16 protein-coding genes are annotated in these 17,911 nt (G+C 70.8%); 2 read left to right on the plus strand and 14 right to left on the minus strand.

What is annotated here, in order from left to right:
• From V6U90_RS13645 to V6U90_RS13660, 4 genes are all read right to left on the minus strand, one after another.
• Positions 1-588: a GTP-binding protein gene (locus V6U90_RS13645; RefSeq protein WP_334435302.1), complete on the minus strand. Its 588-nt coding sequence runs from the start codon at positions 586-588 to the stop codon at positions 1-3.
• A gap of 1 nt (position 589) precedes the next feature.
• Complete coding sequence (locus tag V6U90_RS13650; protein ID WP_334435367.1) at positions 590-967, minus strand: DUF742 domain-containing protein; 378 nt, start codon at positions 965-967, stop codon at positions 590-592.
• A 101-nt stretch (positions 968-1,068) separates the two neighbouring features.
• The gene (locus V6U90_RS13655) at positions 1,069-1,476 is read right to left on the minus strand and encodes a roadblock/LC7 domain-containing protein (protein ID WP_208811702.1); all 408 of its coding nucleotides are present in this window, start codon (positions 1,474-1,476) and stop codon (positions 1,069-1,071) included.
• Positions 1,473-4,913: a sensor histidine kinase gene (locus V6U90_RS13660; protein WP_334435306.1), complete on the minus strand. Its 3,441-nt coding sequence runs from the start codon at positions 4,911-4,913 to the stop codon at positions 1,473-1,475. The genes V6U90_RS13655 and V6U90_RS13660 overlap by 4 nt, the downstream gene beginning before the upstream one ends.
• Before the next feature lie 386 nt (positions 4,914-5,299).
• Between V6U90_RS13660 and V6U90_RS13665 the strand changes: the two genes are divergently transcribed.
• The gene (locus tag V6U90_RS13665; protein WP_334435308.1) at positions 5,300-5,713 is read left to right on the plus strand and encodes a hypothetical protein; all 414 of its coding nucleotides are present in this window, start codon (positions 5,300-5,302) and stop codon (positions 5,711-5,713) included.
• A gap of 95 nt (positions 5,714-5,808) precedes the next feature.
• Here the strand turns inward: V6U90_RS13665 and V6U90_RS13670 are convergent, their stop codons facing one another.
• Positions 5,809-6,894, minus strand: a complete 1,086-nt coding sequence (locus V6U90_RS13670; RefSeq protein ID WP_334435311.1) for an adenosine deaminase — start codon at positions 6,892-6,894, stop codon at positions 5,809-5,811.
• A 107-nt stretch (positions 6,895-7,001) separates the two neighbouring features.
• Here V6U90_RS13670 and V6U90_RS13675 point away from each other — a divergent pair, with 107 nt between their 5' ends.
• The gene (locus V6U90_RS13675; RefSeq protein ID WP_334435370.1) at positions 7,002-7,856 is read left to right on the plus strand and encodes a putative RNA methyltransferase; all 855 of its coding nucleotides are present in this window, start codon (positions 7,002-7,004) and stop codon (positions 7,854-7,856) included.
• A gap of 26 nt (positions 7,857-7,882) precedes the next feature.
• On the opposite strand, the gene V6U90_RS13680 is transcribed toward V6U90_RS13675, so the two are convergent.
• The 9 genes from V6U90_RS13680 to V6U90_RS13720 form a co-directional block, all read right to left on the minus strand.
• Entirely contained in the window at positions 7,883-8,566 is a 684-nt protein-coding gene (locus V6U90_RS13680) for a DUF4272 domain-containing protein (protein ID WP_334435314.1), read from the minus strand.
• A gap of 10 nt (positions 8,567-8,576) precedes the next feature.
• Positions 8,577-9,857: a thymidine phosphorylase gene (locus V6U90_RS13685; protein ID WP_334435317.1), complete on the minus strand. Its 1,281-nt coding sequence runs from the start codon at positions 9,855-9,857 to the stop codon at positions 8,577-8,579.
• Positions 9,854-10,588: a cytidine deaminase gene (locus V6U90_RS13690; RefSeq protein ID WP_334435319.1), complete on the minus strand. Its 735-nt coding sequence runs from the start codon at positions 10,586-10,588 to the stop codon at positions 9,854-9,856. The genes V6U90_RS13685 and V6U90_RS13690 overlap by 4 nt, the downstream gene beginning before the upstream one ends.
• Positions 10,589-10,600: 12 nt before the next feature.
• Complete coding sequence (locus V6U90_RS13695) at positions 10,601-11,881, minus strand: ABC transporter permease (RefSeq protein WP_334435321.1); 1,281 nt, start codon at positions 11,879-11,881, stop codon at positions 10,601-10,603.
• Between the two features lie 61 nt (positions 11,882-11,942).
• Positions 11,943-13,373, minus strand: a complete 1,431-nt coding sequence (locus V6U90_RS13700) for an ABC transporter permease (RefSeq protein ID WP_334435324.1) — start codon at positions 13,371-13,373, stop codon at positions 11,943-11,945.
• On the minus strand, positions 13,370-14,995 hold the full coding sequence (locus V6U90_RS13705; RefSeq protein ID WP_334435373.1) for an ABC transporter ATP-binding protein: 1,626 nt from the start codon (positions 14,993-14,995) through the stop codon (positions 13,370-13,372). Before V6U90_RS13705 ends, V6U90_RS13700 begins: the two co-directional genes overlap by 4 nt.
• Positions 14,996-15,187: 192 nt before the next feature.
• The gene (locus tag V6U90_RS13710; protein WP_334435376.1) at positions 15,188-16,252 is read right to left on the minus strand and encodes a BMP family lipoprotein; all 1,065 of its coding nucleotides are present in this window, start codon (positions 16,250-16,252) and stop codon (positions 15,188-15,190) included.
• A gap of 313 nt (positions 16,253-16,565) precedes the next feature.
• Positions 16,566-16,907: a hypothetical protein gene (locus tag V6U90_RS13715; RefSeq protein ID WP_334435325.1), complete on the minus strand. Its 342-nt coding sequence runs from the start codon at positions 16,905-16,907 to the stop codon at positions 16,566-16,568.
• A gap of 91 nt (positions 16,908-16,998) precedes the next feature.
• Positions 16,999-17,910, minus strand: a complete 912-nt coding sequence (locus tag V6U90_RS13720) for a sugar ABC transporter permease (RefSeq protein WP_334435328.1) — start codon at positions 17,908-17,910, stop codon at positions 16,999-17,001.
• Position 17,911 lies beyond the last annotated feature (1 nt).

Here is a 17,911-nt window from a genome sequence, read left to right on the forward strand (position 1 = left end):
TCAGGCGGGCGTCACCGCGCGGGAACGCCGCATGGTCAGCACGTACTCCACCAGGGAGATGAGCACGTGCTTGGTCGACTCCCGGTTCCGGGCGTCACAGGCCACCACCGGCACGTCGTTGGAGATCGCGAGCGCGTCCCGGACGTCCTGCGGATCGTGGTACTGCATCCCGTCGAAGCAGTTGATGGCCACGAGGTACGGCAACCGCCGATGCTCGAAGAAGTCGATCGCCGCGAAGCAGTCCGCGAGCCGACGGGTGTCGACCAGGACCACCGCGCCGATCGCACCCCGGACCAACTCGTCCCACATGAACCAGAAGCGCGTCTGGCCCGGGGTACCGAAGAGGTACAGGATCAGATCCCGGTCGATGGAGATACGACCGAAGTCCATGGCGACCGTGGTGGTCGTCTTCCCCGGTACCTGCCGCGTATCGTCGACGTCCACACCGGCCGACGTCATGATCGCCTCGGTGGTCAACGGCGTGATCTCCGAGACCGAGCCGACCAGGGTCGTCTTACCGACGCCGAAGCCACCGGCGATGACGATCTTTGCCGATGTCACGCGTCCAGACGGTGGGCGGTGCGACATGTCAGAGCCTGCGAAGTCCACTCAGCACCCTCTCCAGCAGTTCAGTGCCCACCGCGTCGTCGGAGTCGTCCAGGATGGTCGGCTCGTGCACCGCGACCAGGCCGTCCGTGGCCATGTCCGCGATCAGTACCCGGGCCACCCCGAGCGGCAGCTGCATGCGCGCCGCGATCTCGGCGAGCGACTGCAGGCGTCCGTCACACAGCGCGGCGATGTATTGGTGCTCCCGGCCGTGTCCCCCCTTGGCATTCTGGAGGGACCGGCCACGCACCGTCGTCTCGACGAGCGCCTCCAGCGCGATGTCGAGCTTGGGACGGGTACGACCGCGGGTCACGGCGTACGGACGGACCAGCGCTCCGGTCGGCTCGTCGCGTTCGGCCATGTCGCCGCTCACCTCCCTCGTACCCGTCGCGGGCCCAACTCGGTGGAACTCGTCATCTCTGTTTGTTACCCCTGCCGGCCACCGGGCCGCCAGGTCCCGGCTCAACCCAGCATGCCCGCAGCCGCGGCGCGCGGCTGCGGAGTCAACGCGTCGCCGACCCGGTCGACGAGCAGCGCCATCTCGTAGCCGACCTGACCGACATCGCAGGACCGGGCCGCGAGCACCGCGAACGACGAACCGTCCGAGATGGACATGAGGAACAGGAAGCCATTGTCCATCTCGACCACTGTCTGGAGCACCGCGCCACCCTCGAAGCAGCGGGCGGCGCCCTGTGTGAGGCTGACCAAACCGGAGGCGATGGCGGCGAGCTGGTCAGCCCGGTCACGCGGAAGGTCTCGTGACGACGCGAGGAGCAGACCGTCCGCGGAGACGGCGATCGCGTGCGCGACGCCGGGCACCCGGTCGGCGAAGTTGGCCAGCAGCCAACCAAGATCCTGCGTAGTTGTCATCCTTCATGCTCCTTCTGCCCGCTCCCGGCCGCGGGGCCTAGGCCAGACTGCGAGGATTTCTGCCCGCCCGGAGCTGACTCCGGGTTGGTCGATGAACCGTCCGAGGGGTTGCTACGGCCACGCTGCACGCCGCGATGGTATGCGGAGAGCAGACCGCGTACCGCTTCGGGCGTACGGCGTTGCACAGAGGTGACGGGTTTCTCCACCCCACCGGGCACGAGCTGTGCCATGGGGACCCGCTTCGGCAGGCCGGTCTGGGTGGTACCGCCGACCGGGGCGGCAGTGGCCGCACTGGCCGCCCGCCAACCGTCGTCGGCGGCCGTCTGCCAGGCACTCTGCGTGGGTACCCGGCGCGGAACAGTGGTCTCCCCGTACGGGGTGGCGGCCGGCCCGTTGTCGTGGGGCGTACCGCCGCCTGTCGGCGCATTCGGCATGGCTGGGTTACCTGTCGTCCCGGTCGGGATGTTCTGGCCGGTACGGCTGGCGGCCTCGCCCCTGGCGAACTGCTCGGTCGCGTCACCGGCACCGACCGTCGGCTGGACGCCGAGCGCGTCCTCCACCGGCCGGCGGGTCCGGAACCAGGCTGACTCCAGCTCCCGGAAGATCGGCAGTTCCATGGTCTCGTCGGCGTAGCGCTGCCGTTCGGCGGGAGCCGCCGCCGGGGACTCCACCGGTCCACGGGTCACCCGCGGCAGTTCGGTGGTCATGTCCAGCGCCGCGGCGAGCCGCTCCGGTACGGCCGGCGGCGGTACGTCCCGTTCCGGTGCGGCAACCGGCGGCCAGACCGGCGGGGCACCGTGCGACGGGGTGGCCGGACGGTGCGGCGAGATGACCGGGGGCGTGGACGCCACCGGCGGAGGGGAGTACGGCTGCGCGGAGACCGGCGGGGCCGAGTACGGCTGACCCGACACCGGCGGGGCCGAGTACGGCTGACCCGACACCGGCGGCGCGGAGGACACCGGCGGGGCCGAGTAGGGCTGCGCCGAATAGGGCTGCGCCGAGTACGGCTGACCCGACACCGGCGGCGCGGAGACCGGCGGCAGGGCCAGGGAACGCGCCTCCGGGCTGCTCGGCCGCTGGCGGGGAACGACCGGGTACGAGCCGGTGTCGGTCGTCCCCTCCTCGTCACCGGCTGCCCGACGCTGCGGCAGCGGCTCGAACGGCTGGCCGTTGTTCGGGCGGGGCGTGAACGGGTCGGCGCCGTTGCGCGGCGCGGCCACGCCGGTGAGGTCGGACCAGGCCGGCATCGAGCGGACCGTGCCGGACCCGTGGTGACCGGCACCGTTGCGGGCGGCCGGGTCGAACGGGCGGCCACCCAGGGGCACCTGGCTGTCCCGGTCCGAGGTGGTACGCGCCGACGGCGGCAGCGGAGTGATCTCCCGACCCGGGCTGGCGGGCATGACCGGGGCGGCGGACGCCGGCAGGGCGCCGGGCTGCTGGACCCGGCCGGAGAGCGCCCGGGGGACGAGCACCTCGGTGGGCAGGGTGACGTCGGCGACCGTGCCCCGGTCGTTGCCGGGCCGCAGCTCGACCCTGACCCCGTGCCGTGAGGCCAGGCGGGCGACCACGACCAGGCCCATCATCCGGGAGACGGCGACGTCGACCATCGGCGGCGTGGCGAGCCGCTCGTTGAGGTCGCGCAGCTGGTCCGGCGAGATGCCGATGCCCCGGTCCTCCACGTAGAGCGAGGCCCGGTCACCGACCCGGCGGGCCTCCACCATCACCTGGGAGTCCGGCGGCGAGAACGCGGTGGCGTTGTCGAACAGCTCGGCGACCAGGTGCACGAGGTCGTTGACGGCGTGCGCGGCCACCTCGATGTCCCGGTCGACCATCCCGAAGTCGATCCGGGTGTAGTGCTCGACCTCGGACTGGGCCGCCCGCAGCACGTCGATCAGGGCGGCCGGCTCCCGCTGCACCCGGGTGGAGTCCGCGCCGGCGAGCACCAGCAGGTTCTCGTCGTTGCGGCGCATCCGGGTGGCCAGGTGGTCGAGCTGGAACAGCTCGGCCAGGCGGTCCGGGTCCTCCTCGCCGCGTTCGAGCCGGTCCAGGTGACCGATGAGCCGGTCGACCAGGATCTGCGACCGGCGGGCCAGGTTGACGAACATGGTGGCCACGGAGGCACGCAGCGCGGCCTGCTCGGCGGCGGTCCGCACGGCCTCCAGGTGGACCGCGTTGAACGCCTCGGTCACCTGACCGAACTCGTCCCGGCTGCGGACCGGCAGCGGCTCGGCGATCTGACTGGCCAGCTGGGCCGGGGAGAGCTGGTTGGACAGCTGCGGGTCGCGCAGCCGGGACACCGCGTGCGGCAGGCCGTACTGGGCGACGGCCAGCGCACCCTGGCGCAGTTCGCGCAGCGAGCGGGCCATCGACCGGGCGACCAGCCAGGCGAAGAGGATGGCGAGCAGCAGCATCCCGAGCAGCAGGCCGGTCTCCAGGAAGACCTGCCGTTGCACGTCGGTACGGAGTCGGTTGGCCTGGGTCACCACGTCGCCGTCGAGCTTCGCCTCGACGGTCCGGATCAGCTTGGCGTTGCCGATCATCGCCGCGTCCCACTGGTCGGCGTTGAACGGCGCTCCGGCGATGCTGTCGGTGGTGGTGCTACGGATCCAGCCGCTGTAGGTGTCGGCCTCGCGCTGGTCGGAGCCGGCCACGGTCTGCTGGTACAGCTCCGACTCGGCCCGGTTGGCCACCGCCAGGAAGCTCTGTAGGGCCTGCTGCTGGCCGGTCTCGGTGGCGATGTACTCGGTCCGTAGCACCGGGGTGAGGTTGTTCTGGATCAGCGCGCGGTGCACGACGACCCGACGGACGGAGAGGAACTCCTTGGCCCGCGCGGTGCTGGCCGTGGCGCGCATCCGCTCACCAAGGTCGGTGTCCCCGGCGAGCTGGGTGGCGGAGTCGCGGATGTCGATCAGGTCGGCGATCAGGCCCTCGTACGACTGGGCCGCCTCGGTGAGCTTGAGTTTGCCGTTGAAGACCTGGCTGCGGGTACCGGGCAGGTTGGCCAGGTTCTGGTCGATGCCGTCCAGCAGCCCGTCGAAGTTGGTGGGCAGGTCGTCCAGCTCGGCGCGTTGCCGGGAGTACGGCACCTTCGCCGCGTCGACCGCCTTGTGCAGGTCGGTGTACGCGTCGGTGTAGCGCTTACGGTCCGGTTCCTTGCTGGCCCCGAGCAGCAGCACCGCGGCGGCCCGCTCGTTCTGCAGGTCGTCGACCAGTTCACCGGAGTACTGCACCAGGTTGGCCAGGTCACCGGCCCGGTTGGCGTTGTTGAGCGTCTCCAGGTGGTCGATCAGGCCGCTGGTACCCACCACGACCGTGGCGAGCGTGGGCACGATCATGATGAGACCGAGCTTGGACCAGATCGGCATGTCGCGGAGCCGACCGAAGGGCCGGCGCAGTCGCGACAGGAATGAGCCCGCCGTCTTTGGTCGTTTGCTCACGTCACCGCCCTCGCGTTCCAGCGCCGTCGCGGCGCTCCGGGCACCGCTGCGCGACCGACCCGCGCGGGTCGGACCTCCGAGATTCCATCACGCCGTCACTCAAAGAGAAAGCCCAGGTTGGCCGTCGCACCGGGTGTGGTGGGATGTTGATGCAATTTGATAGCAATCCGTCTGCCCCGGAGTAACCAAGAGTAATGAAGCGTCCTCACGGAGTGGTTCTCCTCGCCGGCCCCTCAGGGTCCGGGAAGTCGTACATAGCCCAGCGAACCGGACTCCCCGTGCTCTGCCTCGACGACTTCTACAAAAACAGCGATGACCCTACGTTGCCCCGCCGAGGCGACGCTGTTGACTGGGAGTCACCACAGTCCTGGGATGCCGAGGCGGCGGTGGACACCATTGCCCGGCTGCTCCGCGACGGCAAGGCCGAAGTGCCGGTTTATGCGATCGGCGCGGACCGACAGGTGGACACCCGGATACTCGACCTGGCCGGATCGCCATTGTTCGTCGCCGAAGGTATCTTCGCCGCCGAGATCGTCGCGGAGTGTCGCCGCCGAGGGCTGCTCGCCGGGGCGTACGCACTCCGCCGGCCACGTGGCGCGACCTTCCTGCGCCGGCTCCGGCGCGACCTGGCCGAACAGCGCAAAGCCCCCGGGGTGCTGCTCCGCCGGGGGCTCACCCTGCTGCGCGCCGAGCCGGCCGTGCTGCGGCGGCAGGCCGGCCTCGGTGCCCAGCCGGCCCGGGGCGGGGAGATCGTCCGGCGGGTGACCGAGCTGCTCGCCCGGCACCCGCACCACCTCTGACCACATCTCCCCCGGGCCAACCGGCCACGGCCCGTCGGGTCATGCCGTCCGACCAACGGCACGGACCCGGCCGGGCCAGGCCCGGCCCGGCCCGGCTACCCCGCCATCAGCTCCGCGTACGCCGGCTTGATCACCTCGTCGATCAGCGCCAGCCGCTCGTCGAACGGGATGAACGCGCTCTTCATCGCGTTGATGGTGAACCAGCGCAGCTCCGCCCAGCCGTAGCCGAACGCCTCCACCAGCAGCGCCATCTCCCGGGACATCGAGGTGCCGCTCATCAGCCGGTTGTCGGTGTTGACGGTGACCCGGAAGCGCAGGTCACGCAGGAGCCCGATGGGGTGCTCGGCGATCGACGGCGCCGCCCCGGTCTGCACGTTCGACGACGGGCACAGCTCCAGCGGGATCCGCTTGTCCCGGACGTACGCGGCGAGCCGGCCCAGCACCGGGCGGCCGTCCGCCCCCTCGGTGATGTCGTCGACGATGCGGACCCCGTGGCCGAGCCGGTCGGCCCCGCACCACTGGATGGCCTGCCAGATCGACGGCAGCCCGAACGCCTCACCGGCGTGGATGGTGAAGTGGAAGTTCTCCCGCTGGAGGTACTCGAAGGCGTCCAGGTGGCGGGTGGGCGGGAAACCGGCCTCGGCGCCCGCGATGTCGAACCCCACCACCCCGCCGTCCCGGTGCCGGACGGCCAGCTCGGCGATCTCCTGCGACCGGGCCGCGTGACGCATCGCGGTGAGCAGGGTGCCGACCCGGATCCGGCGCCCGGACCGGGCGGCCTGCGCGGTGCCCTCGGCGAAGCCGGCCAGCACCGCCTCCACCACCTGGTCGAGGGTGAGGTCCCGCTCCAGGTGCTGCTCCGGGGCGAACCGGACCTCCGCGTAGACCACCCCGTCGGCGGCGAGGTCGAGGGCGCACTCGGCGGCCACCCGGCGCAGCCCGGCCTCGGTCTGCATCACCGCCACCGTGTGCGCGAAGGTCTCCAGGTAACGCTCCAGCGAGCCGGAGTCTGCGGCGGCCACGAACCAACGGCCGAGTTCCTCGGGGTCGGTGGTGGGTAGGTCGTGCCCGACCTCCCGGGCGAGTTCGACGATCGTCGCCGGCCGCAGGCCGCCGTCGAGGTGGTCGTGCAGCAGTGCCTTGGGCGCCTTGACGATGTCTTCGTGGGTGATCGCTGCCATGCTCAGACATTAGTCTCGTCCCCGGCCCGGCCTCCGGCGGCGCCCCGCCCCGAGAGCCGCCCCGTCGGCCCCTCTACGGTGAGGGGGTGGAGCCGCCGCGCCCGACGATGCACCCGGAAACCCTGCGCCACCTGAGCTGCCCGGTCTGCGGCGATCCGCTGGCCGAGGCCACCGCCGGCACCGCCCGCGCGCTGCGCTGCCCACGCGGCCACAGCTTCGACGTCGCCCGCCAGGGGTACGTCGACCTGCTCGCCGGTCAGGCCCCGCACTCCGGGGACACCGCCGGCATGGTGGCCGACCGGGCGGACTTCCTCGCCGCCGGGCACTACGACGTCATCTCCGCCGCGCTGGCCGGAGCGGCCGTGGCCCACGTCCCGCCCGGTACGGTGTACCCGCTGGTGGTGGAGCCCGGAGCCGGCACCGCCCGGCATCTCGCGGCGGTGCTGGACGCGCTGCCCACCGCCACCGGCCTGGCCCTGGACGTCTCCAAACCGGCACTGCGCCGCGCGGCGCGCGCCCACCCCCGGGCCGGCGCGGCGCTCGCCGACACCTGGCGCCGGCTGCCGTTGGCGGACGCCTCGGCGGCGCTGCTGCTGAACGTCTTCGCACCCCGTAACGGACCGGAGTTCCGCCGGGTCCTACGCGCCGACGGGACGCTGCTGGTGGTCACTCCCGCCCCTGACCACCTGGCCGAACTGGTCGACGCGCTCGGCCTGCTACGGGTGGACCCGGAGAAGGCCGACCGGGTGGCCGCGAGCCTGGCCGGTCACTTCACGCCGGGGCCGGCCGGGGAACACCGGGCCGGACTGCGGCTACTCCGGGCGGAGGTGCGGACGCTGGTCGGCATGGGGCCGAGCGCCTGGCACACCGACCCGGTCCGGCTCGACCAGCGGCTGGCCGCACTTCCGGAGCCGGTACCGGTCACCGTGGCGGTCCGGCTGGCCGCCTACCGACCGGTCTGAGCCGGCCCGACAACGAGCGGCCGGGTTCAGGTGGAGAGGTCGACCTCTTCCCAGCCCCCGGGTTCGTCGTGGTACGGCCCGGAGAAGACGACCGCCCACTCCAGCGCCCAGCGGCGCTGACCGATCGCGTTGGCGTCCACGATGCCGGGGAGCGTGCCCTGCGTCCGCTCGATCTCCAGGTAGCTCCAGTCCAGGCAGTAGTGCAGGTCGAGCAGACCGGCCACCTCGACCGGATCCCGGGGGGCGGCAAGGATCCGGGACCGCCACTGCTCGAACGTCTCGTCGGCGGCGAGGTTGGGCAACTGCCGCACGAACCGGTCGTCCGGGGGGACGGTCGGGTCGAGGTGCCGGGTCAGGCCGAGCACCCAGGCCAGCCCGAAGAGCGCGTCGTGGTGCAGGACGAAGGACCGGTGGTCGCCCTTGCCGCCCATCAGGAACTGCCACTCCGGCGGGGTGACCTGTTCGACCAGGTGCGAGCCGAGCAGCCAGCCCATCGCGGCGTCCGCCGGCATCCCGAAGCAGCGGGCCATGATCACGTGCAGGATCGCGGCCCGGGCCTCCAGCTCCGCGGTCGGCCGCAGCGCGACCTCGTCCCCGGCCTCCCAGACCAGGGGGTACTCGTCGGGGGGCAGGGGTACACCGAGCCGCTCAAGTTCGTAGCGGCTCGCCGCACGGACGGTGCCTGGGTCCGGCAGGGAAACAGCGGCCACGGCCGACCGGTCAGCCGATCCGCTCGATGACCAGCGGGGCCGGCTGCACGGCCCGGTCGGCCACGGTGACCGCGCGAGCCGCCTCGGCCCGGGCCGCCGGGATCCGGGCCGGGTCGTCGGCGCGCAGCTCGTAGAGCGGGTCGCCGGCGCGTACCGGGTCGCCGGGCTGCTTGTGCAGGACGACGCCGGCGGCGGCGCTGACCGGGTCCTCCTTGCGGGCCCGTCCGGCGCCGAGTCGCCAGGCGGCGATCCCGATGGCGTACGCGTCGACCGCCGCGACGAAGCCGTCCGTCTCGGCGCGGACCACCTCCACCTCGTTGGCGACCGGCATCGGGGCGTCCGGGTCACCGCCCTGCGCCTTGATCATCGCCCGCCAGGAGTCCATGGCCCGGCCGTCGCGCAGCGCGTCGGCGGGGTCGACGTCGGGCAGCCCGGCGGCGGCGAGCATCTCCCGGGCCAGCGCCAGGGTCAGTTCCACCACGTCGGCGGGACCGCCCCCGGCCAGTACCTCGACCGACTCGGTGACCTCCACGGCGTTGCCGACGGTCAGGCCCAGCGGGGTGGACATGTCGGTGAGCAGGGCAACCGTCTTCACCCCGTGCGCCCCGCCCAGCTCGACCATGGTGCGGGCGAGTTCCCGGGCGTCGTCGACCGACTTCATGAACGCGCCGGAGCCGACCTTCACGTCCAGGACCAGCGCGCCGGTCCCCTCGGCGATCTTCTTGCTCATGATCGAGCTGGCGATCAGCGGGATCGCCTCGACCGTGCCGGTGACGTCGCGCAGCGCGTAGAGCTTGCGGTCGGCGGGGGCCAGCCCCTCCCCGGCGGCGCAGATCACCGCGCCGATGTCGCGGAGCTGGGCGATGAACTCGTCATTGCTCAGTGCAGCCCGCCAGCCCGGGATGGATTCGAGCTTGTCCAGGGTGCCGCCGGTGTGGCCCAGCCCTCGGCCGGAGAGCTGCGGTACGGCGGCACCGCAGGCCGCCACCAACGGGGTCAGCGGCAGGGTGATCTTGTCACCGACGCCGCCGGTGGAGTGCTTGTCGGCGGTGGGCCGGTGCACCCCGGACAGGTCCAGCCGCTCGCCGCTGGCGATCATCGCAGCGGTCCACCGGGCGATCTCGGCGGCGGTCATCCCCCGCAGCAGGATCGCCATGGCCAGCGCGGACATCTGCTCGTCGGCCACCTGGCCCCGGGTGTACGCGTCGACCACCCAGTCGATCTGGGCATCGGAGAGCACTCCGCCGTCCCGCTTGGTGCGGATCACGTCGACCGCGGCGAACCCACTCATCGCATTCTTCCTTCGGTCTCCCCGGTGCTGCCGGGCCAGCGGGTCGGGACCTCCAGCGGCGGCTCGCCGTCCCCGGCCCAGTACAGCGCGCCGGCGGCGTCCACCACGACCACCCGGGGCGTCCGGGCGTGTCCCCAGGTGACCGCCTCGGCCGGATCCGCCCAGGTCGGTGCCTCCTCCAGCACGCCCGGTTCGGCGTTGCCGCCGTCCCCGGCGGACCGTTCCCAGTACGCCGTCCAGACCTGCTTGCCGGCGGTCACGTCGGGGTGTACGAAGACCGTGCCCCGACCCCGCCAGGAGGCCAGCCGCTCCGGTACCACGGGCAGCGTGTCGTCCCTGACGATCGCTTCCAGGTCCTGCACACCGAACGCGTGCGGCAGCAGCTCGGCCATGGTCAGCGGGCCGTCCTTCGCCTCGACCAGGCAGTCCGGGCCACCGTGTTCCCAGAGCAACTGCCGGCAGCGCCCGCACGGCATCAGCGGCTCGCCGGTCGCGTCCACGCAGGAGAGGGCGACGAGCCGGCCACCACCGGTGGCGTGCAGCGCGGAGACCACCCCGCACTCGGCGCAGAGCACCACCCCGTACGCGGCGTTCTCCACGTTGCAGCCGCGCACGATCCGGCCGTCGTCGACCAGCGCCGCCGCACCGACCGGGAACTTCGAGTACGGCGCGTACGCGTGCCGCATCGCCTCGGTGGCGGCGGCCCGCAGTTCGGCCCAGTCGATCCGCATGGTGCCTCCTGTTCAGCCCTTGATGTAGGGCTTGCCGTCGGCGGCCGGTGCCCGGACCCTACCGACCAGGCCGGCCACCGCGAAGATGGTGGCCAGGTACGGCAGCATCGCCAGGAACTGGCTGGGGATGACGCTGTTGATCGCCCCGAGGTACGTGCCGAGCTGGTCGGCGAACCCGAAGAAGAGCGCGGCGAGCAGGGCACCGGTCGGGTTCCACCGGCCGAAGATCAGCGCGGCCAGGGCGATGAAGCCCTTACCGCCGATCATGTTCTTGGTGAAGGTGTAGAGCGCCAGGGTGTAGGAGGCGCCGCCGATCCCGGCCACCAGCCCGGCCAGCAGCACGTTGCGGTAGCGCAGCCGCAGCACCTTGACGCCGAGGGTGTCGGCGGCGGTCGGGTGCTCGCCGACGGCCCGGGTACGCAGCCCCCACCGGGTCCGGAACAGCGCGATGTGGATCACCAGGACCAGGATCAGCCCCAGGTAGAGGAAGATGTTGGCCCGGAACAGGGCCGGCCCGATGACCGGGATGTCGGACAGCAGCGGGATCTCCCAGTTGCTGAACCGGGGCGGCTGGTTGTACTTCGCGGTGTCGGTCTGCATCAGCCGCTCGTAGAGGAAGCCGGTCAGACCGACCGCGAGCAGGTTGAGCACGATGCCCATGACCACCTGGTCCACCAGGTAGTGGATGGCGAAGATGGCCAGCAGCAGCGAGATGAACGCGCCGCCGAGGGCGGCGGCGACCAGGCCGACCCAGACGCTGCCGGACAGGGTGCCGAAGAGCGCACCGGCGAAGGCACCCATCAGCAGCTGCCCCTCGATGGCCACGTTGACCACACCGGAGCGTTCACAGAGCACCCCGGCGAGCGCGCCGAAGATCAGCGGCAGGGCCAGGATGAAGGTGCCCCGCAGAATGTTGACCATCGGCATGAAGTTCTGCCCGGTCGGGGCGGCGGAGACCTGCCAGCAGAGGAAGGCCAGCACGAAGCCGACCACACCGACCGCGAGCAGCAGGCTGAACCAGCGCTTCGGCACCCCGGCCAGCAGGGCGGCGCCGGCCGCCGCCGCAACGATCCCGAACAGGATCGCGCCGAACGTACCGTTGACGGCCAGGGCCGCGCCGGCCGAGTCCTCGCTGAGCGTGAAACGGGCCTGCTGGTCGGTGGCGAGCGCCCCGAAGAGCGCCGCCGCCAGGACTCCGAGCACCAGCAGCCCCGCGCCGACCTTGCGGTTGCGGGTCCAGAATCCCTCGTCTACCGGTGCGACGGCGACGTCCGGGACAGCCATGGTGGACATCAGCTCAGGTCTCCGTTCGCGACTGCGGGGCTCGCAAGCTCACTCCTCGCGCTCACCGGTGTCACCAGCCCTTCGCCAGGCTCGTGTGCAACCGGGCGGCCCGCGCCGCCCGGAGCTGGAAGATCGCCTTCACCAGGGCGGGGGCGGCGATGAAGATGACGATCAGCGCCTGGAGCACGGTGACCAGCTCCAGCGAGATCCCGGAGTAGGACTGCATCCGGTTACCGCCGGCCTGCAACGCACCGAACAGCAGCGCGGCGAGCGCCACGCCCCACGGCTTCACCCGGCCGAGCAGCGCGACCAGGATGCCGTCGAAGCCGATCTGGGCGACCACCAGCGGGGTCAGCGCGCTGGCCGTGGACCCGAGCACCATGTTGGATCCGCCGAGGCCGGCGAGGATCCCGGCGAAGACCATGATCAGGACGTACGTCCGGGTGACGCTGATGCCGGCGGTCCGCGCGGCGTCCGGGTTGGCCCCGACCGCCCGCAGTTCGAAGCCGAGCGTGGAACGGTTGAGCAGCCAGGCGACCGCCCAGGTGGCCACGATGGCGAGCAGGATGCCGGAGTGCACCCGCAGGTTGTCCCCGAGCAGTCGGGGCAGTTGCGCGGAGCCGTCGACTGAGCGGCTGATCGCGTCGGTACGCCCCGGGTCCTGAATGCCCTTCTGCACGATCAGCCAGGACAGGAAGTACACCGCGATGTAGTTGAGCATGATCGTGTTGATCACCTCGTGGGCACCGGCCCGGGCCTTGAGGATGCCCGGGATGAAGCCCCAGATCGCGCCGCCGAGCGCACCGGCGAGCACCGCGACGATCAGGTGCACGACCGGCGGGAGCGGCAGCAGGAAGCCGGCCAGTGCGGCGAAGATGACGCCGATGGTGGCCTGCCCCTGGGCACCGATGTTGAACAGACCGCCCCGGAAGGCCAGCGCCACCGACAGGCCGGTGAAGACCAGCGGCGCGGTGTAGGTGAGCGTCTCGGAGATCGGCGCGAGTACCGGCTCCCAGCCGTTGCTGCCGTTCAGCCAGCCGGAGAACGCCTCCGGATCGAAGACCGAGCCCTTGAAGAGGTTGGCGTACCCCTCACTGACCAGCGTCCAGCTCGCGTTCAGCGCATCCGCCGGGCGGGCGGTGATGTAGCTGTAGGTGGCCAGCACCTCGGGATCCGAGATGATCATCAGTACCGCGCCGACGACGATCGCGAGGACCAGGGCGAGCACCGTGACGGTGAACGTGTTGGCCGCCCAGAGGTTGGCCAGGAACAGCTGCCCGAGGGAGGGCCGGGCCTCCGGCTCCGCCGGCTTTCCGGCCGCCGTCGCGGTAACTGGCCCCGCCGGCTTGCCGGCGGCTGCGGTGCCGGTCGTCGTCTCGGCCCGGTCGGCGTCACCGGCCGGTTCGGCCCGCTCGGCGTTGCCCAGCGCGTTCTGCGCCGCCTGCGCCTCGCTCGCCGGTTCCTTGTCCGGCGAGCCCGCGCCGGGGTTGGGGATGGTCATGCCTTGTCCTCGTTGACGGGGCCTTCGGTGGCCGGGCCCGCCGTCGTACCGTCCGGGTCCGGGGTGATCCCGGCCATCAGCAGGCCGATCTCCTCGCGCGGGGTGTCCGGTCCGACGATGCCGATGATCCGGCCGCGGTACATCACCGCGATCCGGTCGGCCAGGCCGATCACCTCGTCGAGCTCGCTGGAGACCACCAGTACGGCGGTGCCGATGTCCCGTTCCCGGATCACCCGGCTGTGGATGAACTCGATCGAACCGACGTCGACACCACGGGTCGGCTGGGCGGCGATGAAGAGCTTCAGCGGCCGGGACAGTTCCCGGGCCACGATCACCTTCTGCTGGTTACCGCCGGAGAGCGTGCCGACCGCCGCGTCGGCGGACGAGGTACGCACGTCGAACTGCTCGATCCGCTCCCGGGCCGACTTCGCGATGGCGTCCGGCTTCAGCGCCAGTCCGGAGCCGAACGGCGGCCGGTCGTAGATGTCGAGTACCAGGTTCTCCGCGACGGAGAACTCCTTGACCAGCCCGTCGACGCTGCGGTCCTCGGGGACGTAGCCGACCCCGGCACGCAGCACCTTCTTGGTCGACCAGCCGTCGATCCGGTCCCCGGCCAGGGACACCGAGCCGGCGAGCACCGGCCGCAGTCCCATGATCGCCTCGATCAGCTCGGTCTGGCCGTTGCCCTGTACGCCCGCGACGCCGAGGACCTCGCCCGCGTGCACGGTCAGGTCGACGCCGTCCACCGCGCGGATCTGCCGGTCGTCGTCCACGACCAGGCCGGCGACCTCCAGGACCGGTTCCTTCGGCTGGGCGGGGGCCTTGTCCACGGTGAGGCGTACGCTGCGGCCGACCATCAGCGCGGCCAACTCGTCCCGGCTCGCCTCCGGGGAGGCGGTACCGACCGTTTTCCCGCGCCGGATCACGGTGATCCGGTCCGCGATCGCCTTGACCTCGCCCAGCTTGTGGGTGATGAAGACGATCGACTTGCCGGCGGCCTTGAGCGACCGCATGACGGTGAGCAGTTCCTCGGTCTCCTGCGGGGTGAGCACGGCGGTCGGCTCGTCCAGGATCAGCAGGTCGACCTCACGGGTGAGCGCCTTGACGATCTCCACCCGCTGCTGGATGCCGACCGGCAGGTCCTCGATCACCGCGTCCGGGTCGACCCGGAGGTTGTACCGCTCGGAGACCTCGGCCACCTCACGGCGGGCCCGGCGCCGGTCGAGGAACCCGGCGAGCCCGCCCCGGGTGTGCTCGGCCCCGAGCATCACGTTCTCGGCGACGCTGAAGACCGGGACCAGCATGAAGTGCTGGTGCACCATGCCGATGCCGGCGGCGATCGCATCCGACGGGCCCCTCAGCTTCAGCGGCTCCCCGTTGACCAGGATCTCGCCCTCGTCCGGCTGGTACAGCCCGTAGAGGACGTTCATCAGGGTCGACTTGCCGGCACCGTTCTCGCCGAGCAGGGCGTGGATCTCTCCAGGCTCCACCGTCAGGTCGATGTGGTCGTTGGCGACCAGATCACCGAACCGTTTGGTGATGCCGCGCAGTTCGAGTCTCAGCGCAACCTCCTGGAGTGCGAGCGATGGTGCAGCGTAGCTGCCGGCCCGGTGGCCGTGGATCGGGACTGGTCACGTGGATCTCGTGGACTGTCGTGCGGGACCGCCCGGTGTGGCGGCCGGTCCCGGTAGAGAGCGACCGGCCGCTCCGGCAACGCGGGTGGTACCCCCGCGCGGCTGGAGCGGCCGGGCATGTGACGTACCGCGTACCGCCGGGCACCCTGTGATCGTTTCACCGGGGTGACCGGTGGGACGTCACTTCGGCTGGGCGGCCGAGGTGACCTTGACGGTGCCGGCGACGATGTCGGCCTTCAGCTTGTCGACCTCGGCCTTGAGCTCGGCCGGGACCTTGCTGTCGAACTCGTGGTACGGAGCCAGCGAGACACCGTTGTTGGCCAGCGAGCCCAGGAAGCCCGGGGTGGCCTCCAGCTTGGTGCCGCCGGCGGCCTTGACCACGGCCTCCTTCACCGCGTCCGGGATGTTCTTCACCACGGTGGTGATGATGGCCGGGCAGTTCTGGGTGCTCTCGCAGCCGTCGACGTCCACCCAGATGGTGTTGTACTTGCCACCGGAGGCCTGGGCGGCGGAGGTGGTGCCGAGGCCGGCGCCACCGGCAACCGGCATGATGATGTCGGCGCCCTGCGCGACCAGCGTGTCGCCCACCTTCTTGCCCTCGTCCTGCTTGCCGAAGTCGTTGGTGAACGAGCCGTCCTGCTTGGCCTTGTCCCAACCGAGCACCTGGACGCTCTTGCCCTTGGCCTGGTTGTAGTAGGCGACACCGTCGGCGTAGCCGTCCATGAAGATGGTCACCGGCGGGATCTTCATGCCGCCGTAGGTGCCCACCTTGCCGGACTTGCTCATGCCGGCGGCCAGGTAACCGGCGAGGAAGCCGGCCTGCGCGGTGTCGAACTGCATCGGGTAGACGTTGGTCTCCGGGACCTTCGCGTCGACGATGCCGAACTGCTGGTTCGGGTTCGCCTTGGCGATCTTGGAGGTGGCATCGCCCATCAGGCCACCCACGGCCAGGATGAAGTCGCACTTCTGGTTGACGTACTGGGTCAGGTTCGGCTCGTAGTCGGCCTGCGCCTTGGACGCCACGTACTTGATGTCGATGTTGCTGTTCTCGGCCTTGGCGGCCTGGAGGCCCTTCCAGGCCGAGGTGTTGAACGACTTGTCGTCGATGCCACCGACGTCGGTCACCATGCAGGCGCTGTACTTCTTGCCACCGTCACCGGCGCCCTGGTCGTCACTCGGCGCCTCACCGCAGGCGGCAGCGCTCAGCGCAAGCCCGCCAACCGCGAACACCGAAACGATCCGCATCCCACGCGAAGCGCGCAAGACGGTCTCCTTCCCATTGCACACCGCTTGGATGTCGCGGTGGCAGCCCTAAGCCGGCCTGCCCGTCGCCGCCGGCTGTCCCACGTTACGGAGGCAGAGCGTACGCCCGCGCCCGTCCACCGGCCGACAATCGTGCCCGACTGTTCGATGCTTGTTACCCCGGCGTAACCATGCCGTGGGGCATGTCACTCCCCGCAGTGGTACATCGTCGCAGCGTGGCGGGGAAAATCCGGTTTTCGGAAGCAATCGCCCTGTTCAGGGCGTTGCAGGCAACGTTGCCCCGGTGACCGGGACGTTACCGCCAGAAGACCGCGACCGCCGCCGTGACGAGAGTCAAACCGATGGTCGCCAGGAAGTGACCCCGGTTGACCGCGTCCCGTTTACGGGAGAAGAACACCATTGCGAAGATCGCCAGCGCCAGCACCAGCTTGGTAACAAGTTTCGCCGGGGCCGGTTCGTCGCCGTCGCGCAGCGGGGCGGAGAGCCCGATGCCGGTGACGAGCTGGACCACCGCGCCCCAGAGCATCGGCGCGTTGATCCGGAGCCGACCGGTGACGTACTGCGCGATCGCCCCGCCGAGGAGCAGCGCGAAACCGATCAGGTGCAGGTAGAGCAGCACGAGCCGCAGAGCTTCCACGCCGCCCATCCTGCCCCATCAGTTCAGATGTTAGGAAGGGCCCCTTGTACAACGGAATCCGATAACAAGGGGCCCTTCCTAACATCTAGGCCTAGCCCTTGGTGCCGCCGGCGGTCAGACCGGACACCAGGTGCCGCTGGGCGAAGAAGAAGACGATGCCGGCCGGGATGGTGACCAGCACGGCCGCCGCGGTGAGGTACTCCCACTGCGGGTTGAACTGCGGGACGAACTGCTGGAGGCCGTACGCCAGGGTGAACTTCCGGTCCTCCTGGATGAAGGCCGACGCGTACGCCACCTCACCCCAGGCGGTGAGGAAGGAGTAGAACGCGGTCACCGCGATGGCCGGCCGGGCCAGCGGCAGCACCACCCGCCAGAAGGTGCCGAACGGTCCGCAGCCGTCGATCGACGCCGCCTCGTCCAGCGAGGTGGGAATCGAGTCGAAGTAGCCCTTGAGCATCCAGGCGCAGAACGGCACCGCGATGGTCAGGTTGGCGATGATCAACGAGGGCAGCGCGTTGATCAGGCCGAGGTTCGCCATGATCGTGTAGATCGGCACGATCAGGATGGCCACCGGGAACATCTGGGTCACCAGGAACACCATCATCAGCGGCCGGCGCCCCGGGAAGTTGAACCGGGACAGCGCATAGCCGGTGGTGGCCGAGAAGAAGATGCCGACCGCCATGGTGAACGCCGCGACGACCACCGAGTTGCCGAACCACCGCAGGAAGCTGGTCTCCCCCAGCACGTAGCGGTAGTTGGCCAGGGTCGGGTCCTTGATCAGCGTCAGGTCGCTGCTCTGGATGGCGTACCCGGGCTTGAGCGAGGAGAGCAGCACCCAGACGATCGGCCCGATCGCGATCAACGAGGCGATGATCAGGGTGCCGTGCAGCAGGATCGACTTGGCCGGGCTGCGGCTGCTGCGGGAGTCCCGGGGGCGGGAGTGCCGGGCACCCCGGGGTACGGCAGCAGCCGGCAGTGTGCCAGTACCGGCAATCTGGGTCATA

Source organism: Micromonospora sp. CPCC 206060, from assembly GCF_036906895.1.
Taxonomy (GTDB): Bacteria; Actinomycetota; Actinomycetes; order Mycobacteriales; family Micromonosporaceae; genus Micromonospora.

Coding starts and splice junctions, on each gene's coding strand:
- V6U90_RS13650 (WP_334435367.1), bottom strand. CDS start 967: ATGGCCGAACGCGACGAGCCGACCGGAGCGCTGGTCCGTCCGTACGCC.
- V6U90_RS13685 (WP_334435317.1), bottom strand. CDS start 9,857: ATGAGTGGGTTCGCCGCGGTCGACGTGATCCGCACCAAGCGGGACGGC.
- V6U90_RS13670 (WP_334435311.1), bottom strand. CDS start 6,894: ATGGCAGCGATCACCCACGAAGACATCGTCAAGGCGCCCAAGGCACTG.
- V6U90_RS13720 (WP_334435328.1), bottom strand. CDS start 17,910: ATGACCCAGATTGCCGGTACTGGCACACTGCCGGCTGCTGCCGTACCC.
- V6U90_RS13695 (WP_334435321.1), bottom strand. CDS start 11,881: ATGTCCACCATGGCTGTCCCGGACGTCGCCGTCGCACCGGTAGACGAG.
- V6U90_RS13645 (WP_334435302.1), bottom strand. CDS start 588: ATGTCGCACCGCCCACCGTCTGGACGCGTGACATCGGCAAAGATCGTC.
- V6U90_RS13690 (WP_334435319.1), bottom strand. CDS start 10,588: ATGCGGATCGACTGGGCCGAACTGCGGGCCGCCGCCACCGAGGCGATG.
- V6U90_RS13700 (WP_334435324.1), bottom strand. CDS start 13,373: ATGACCATCCCCAACCCCGGCGCGGGCTCGCCGGACAAGGAACCGGCG.
- V6U90_RS13655 (WP_208811702.1), bottom strand. CDS start 1,476: ATGACAACTACGCAGGATCTTGGTTGGCTGCTGGCCAACTTCGCCGAC.
- V6U90_RS13675 (WP_334435370.1), top strand. CDS start 7,002: ATGCACCCGGAAACCCTGCGCCACCTGAGCTGCCCGGTCTGCGGCGAT.
- V6U90_RS13710 (WP_334435376.1), bottom strand. CDS start 16,252: ATGCGGATCGTTTCGGTGTTCGCGGTTGGCGGGCTTGCGCTGAGCGCT.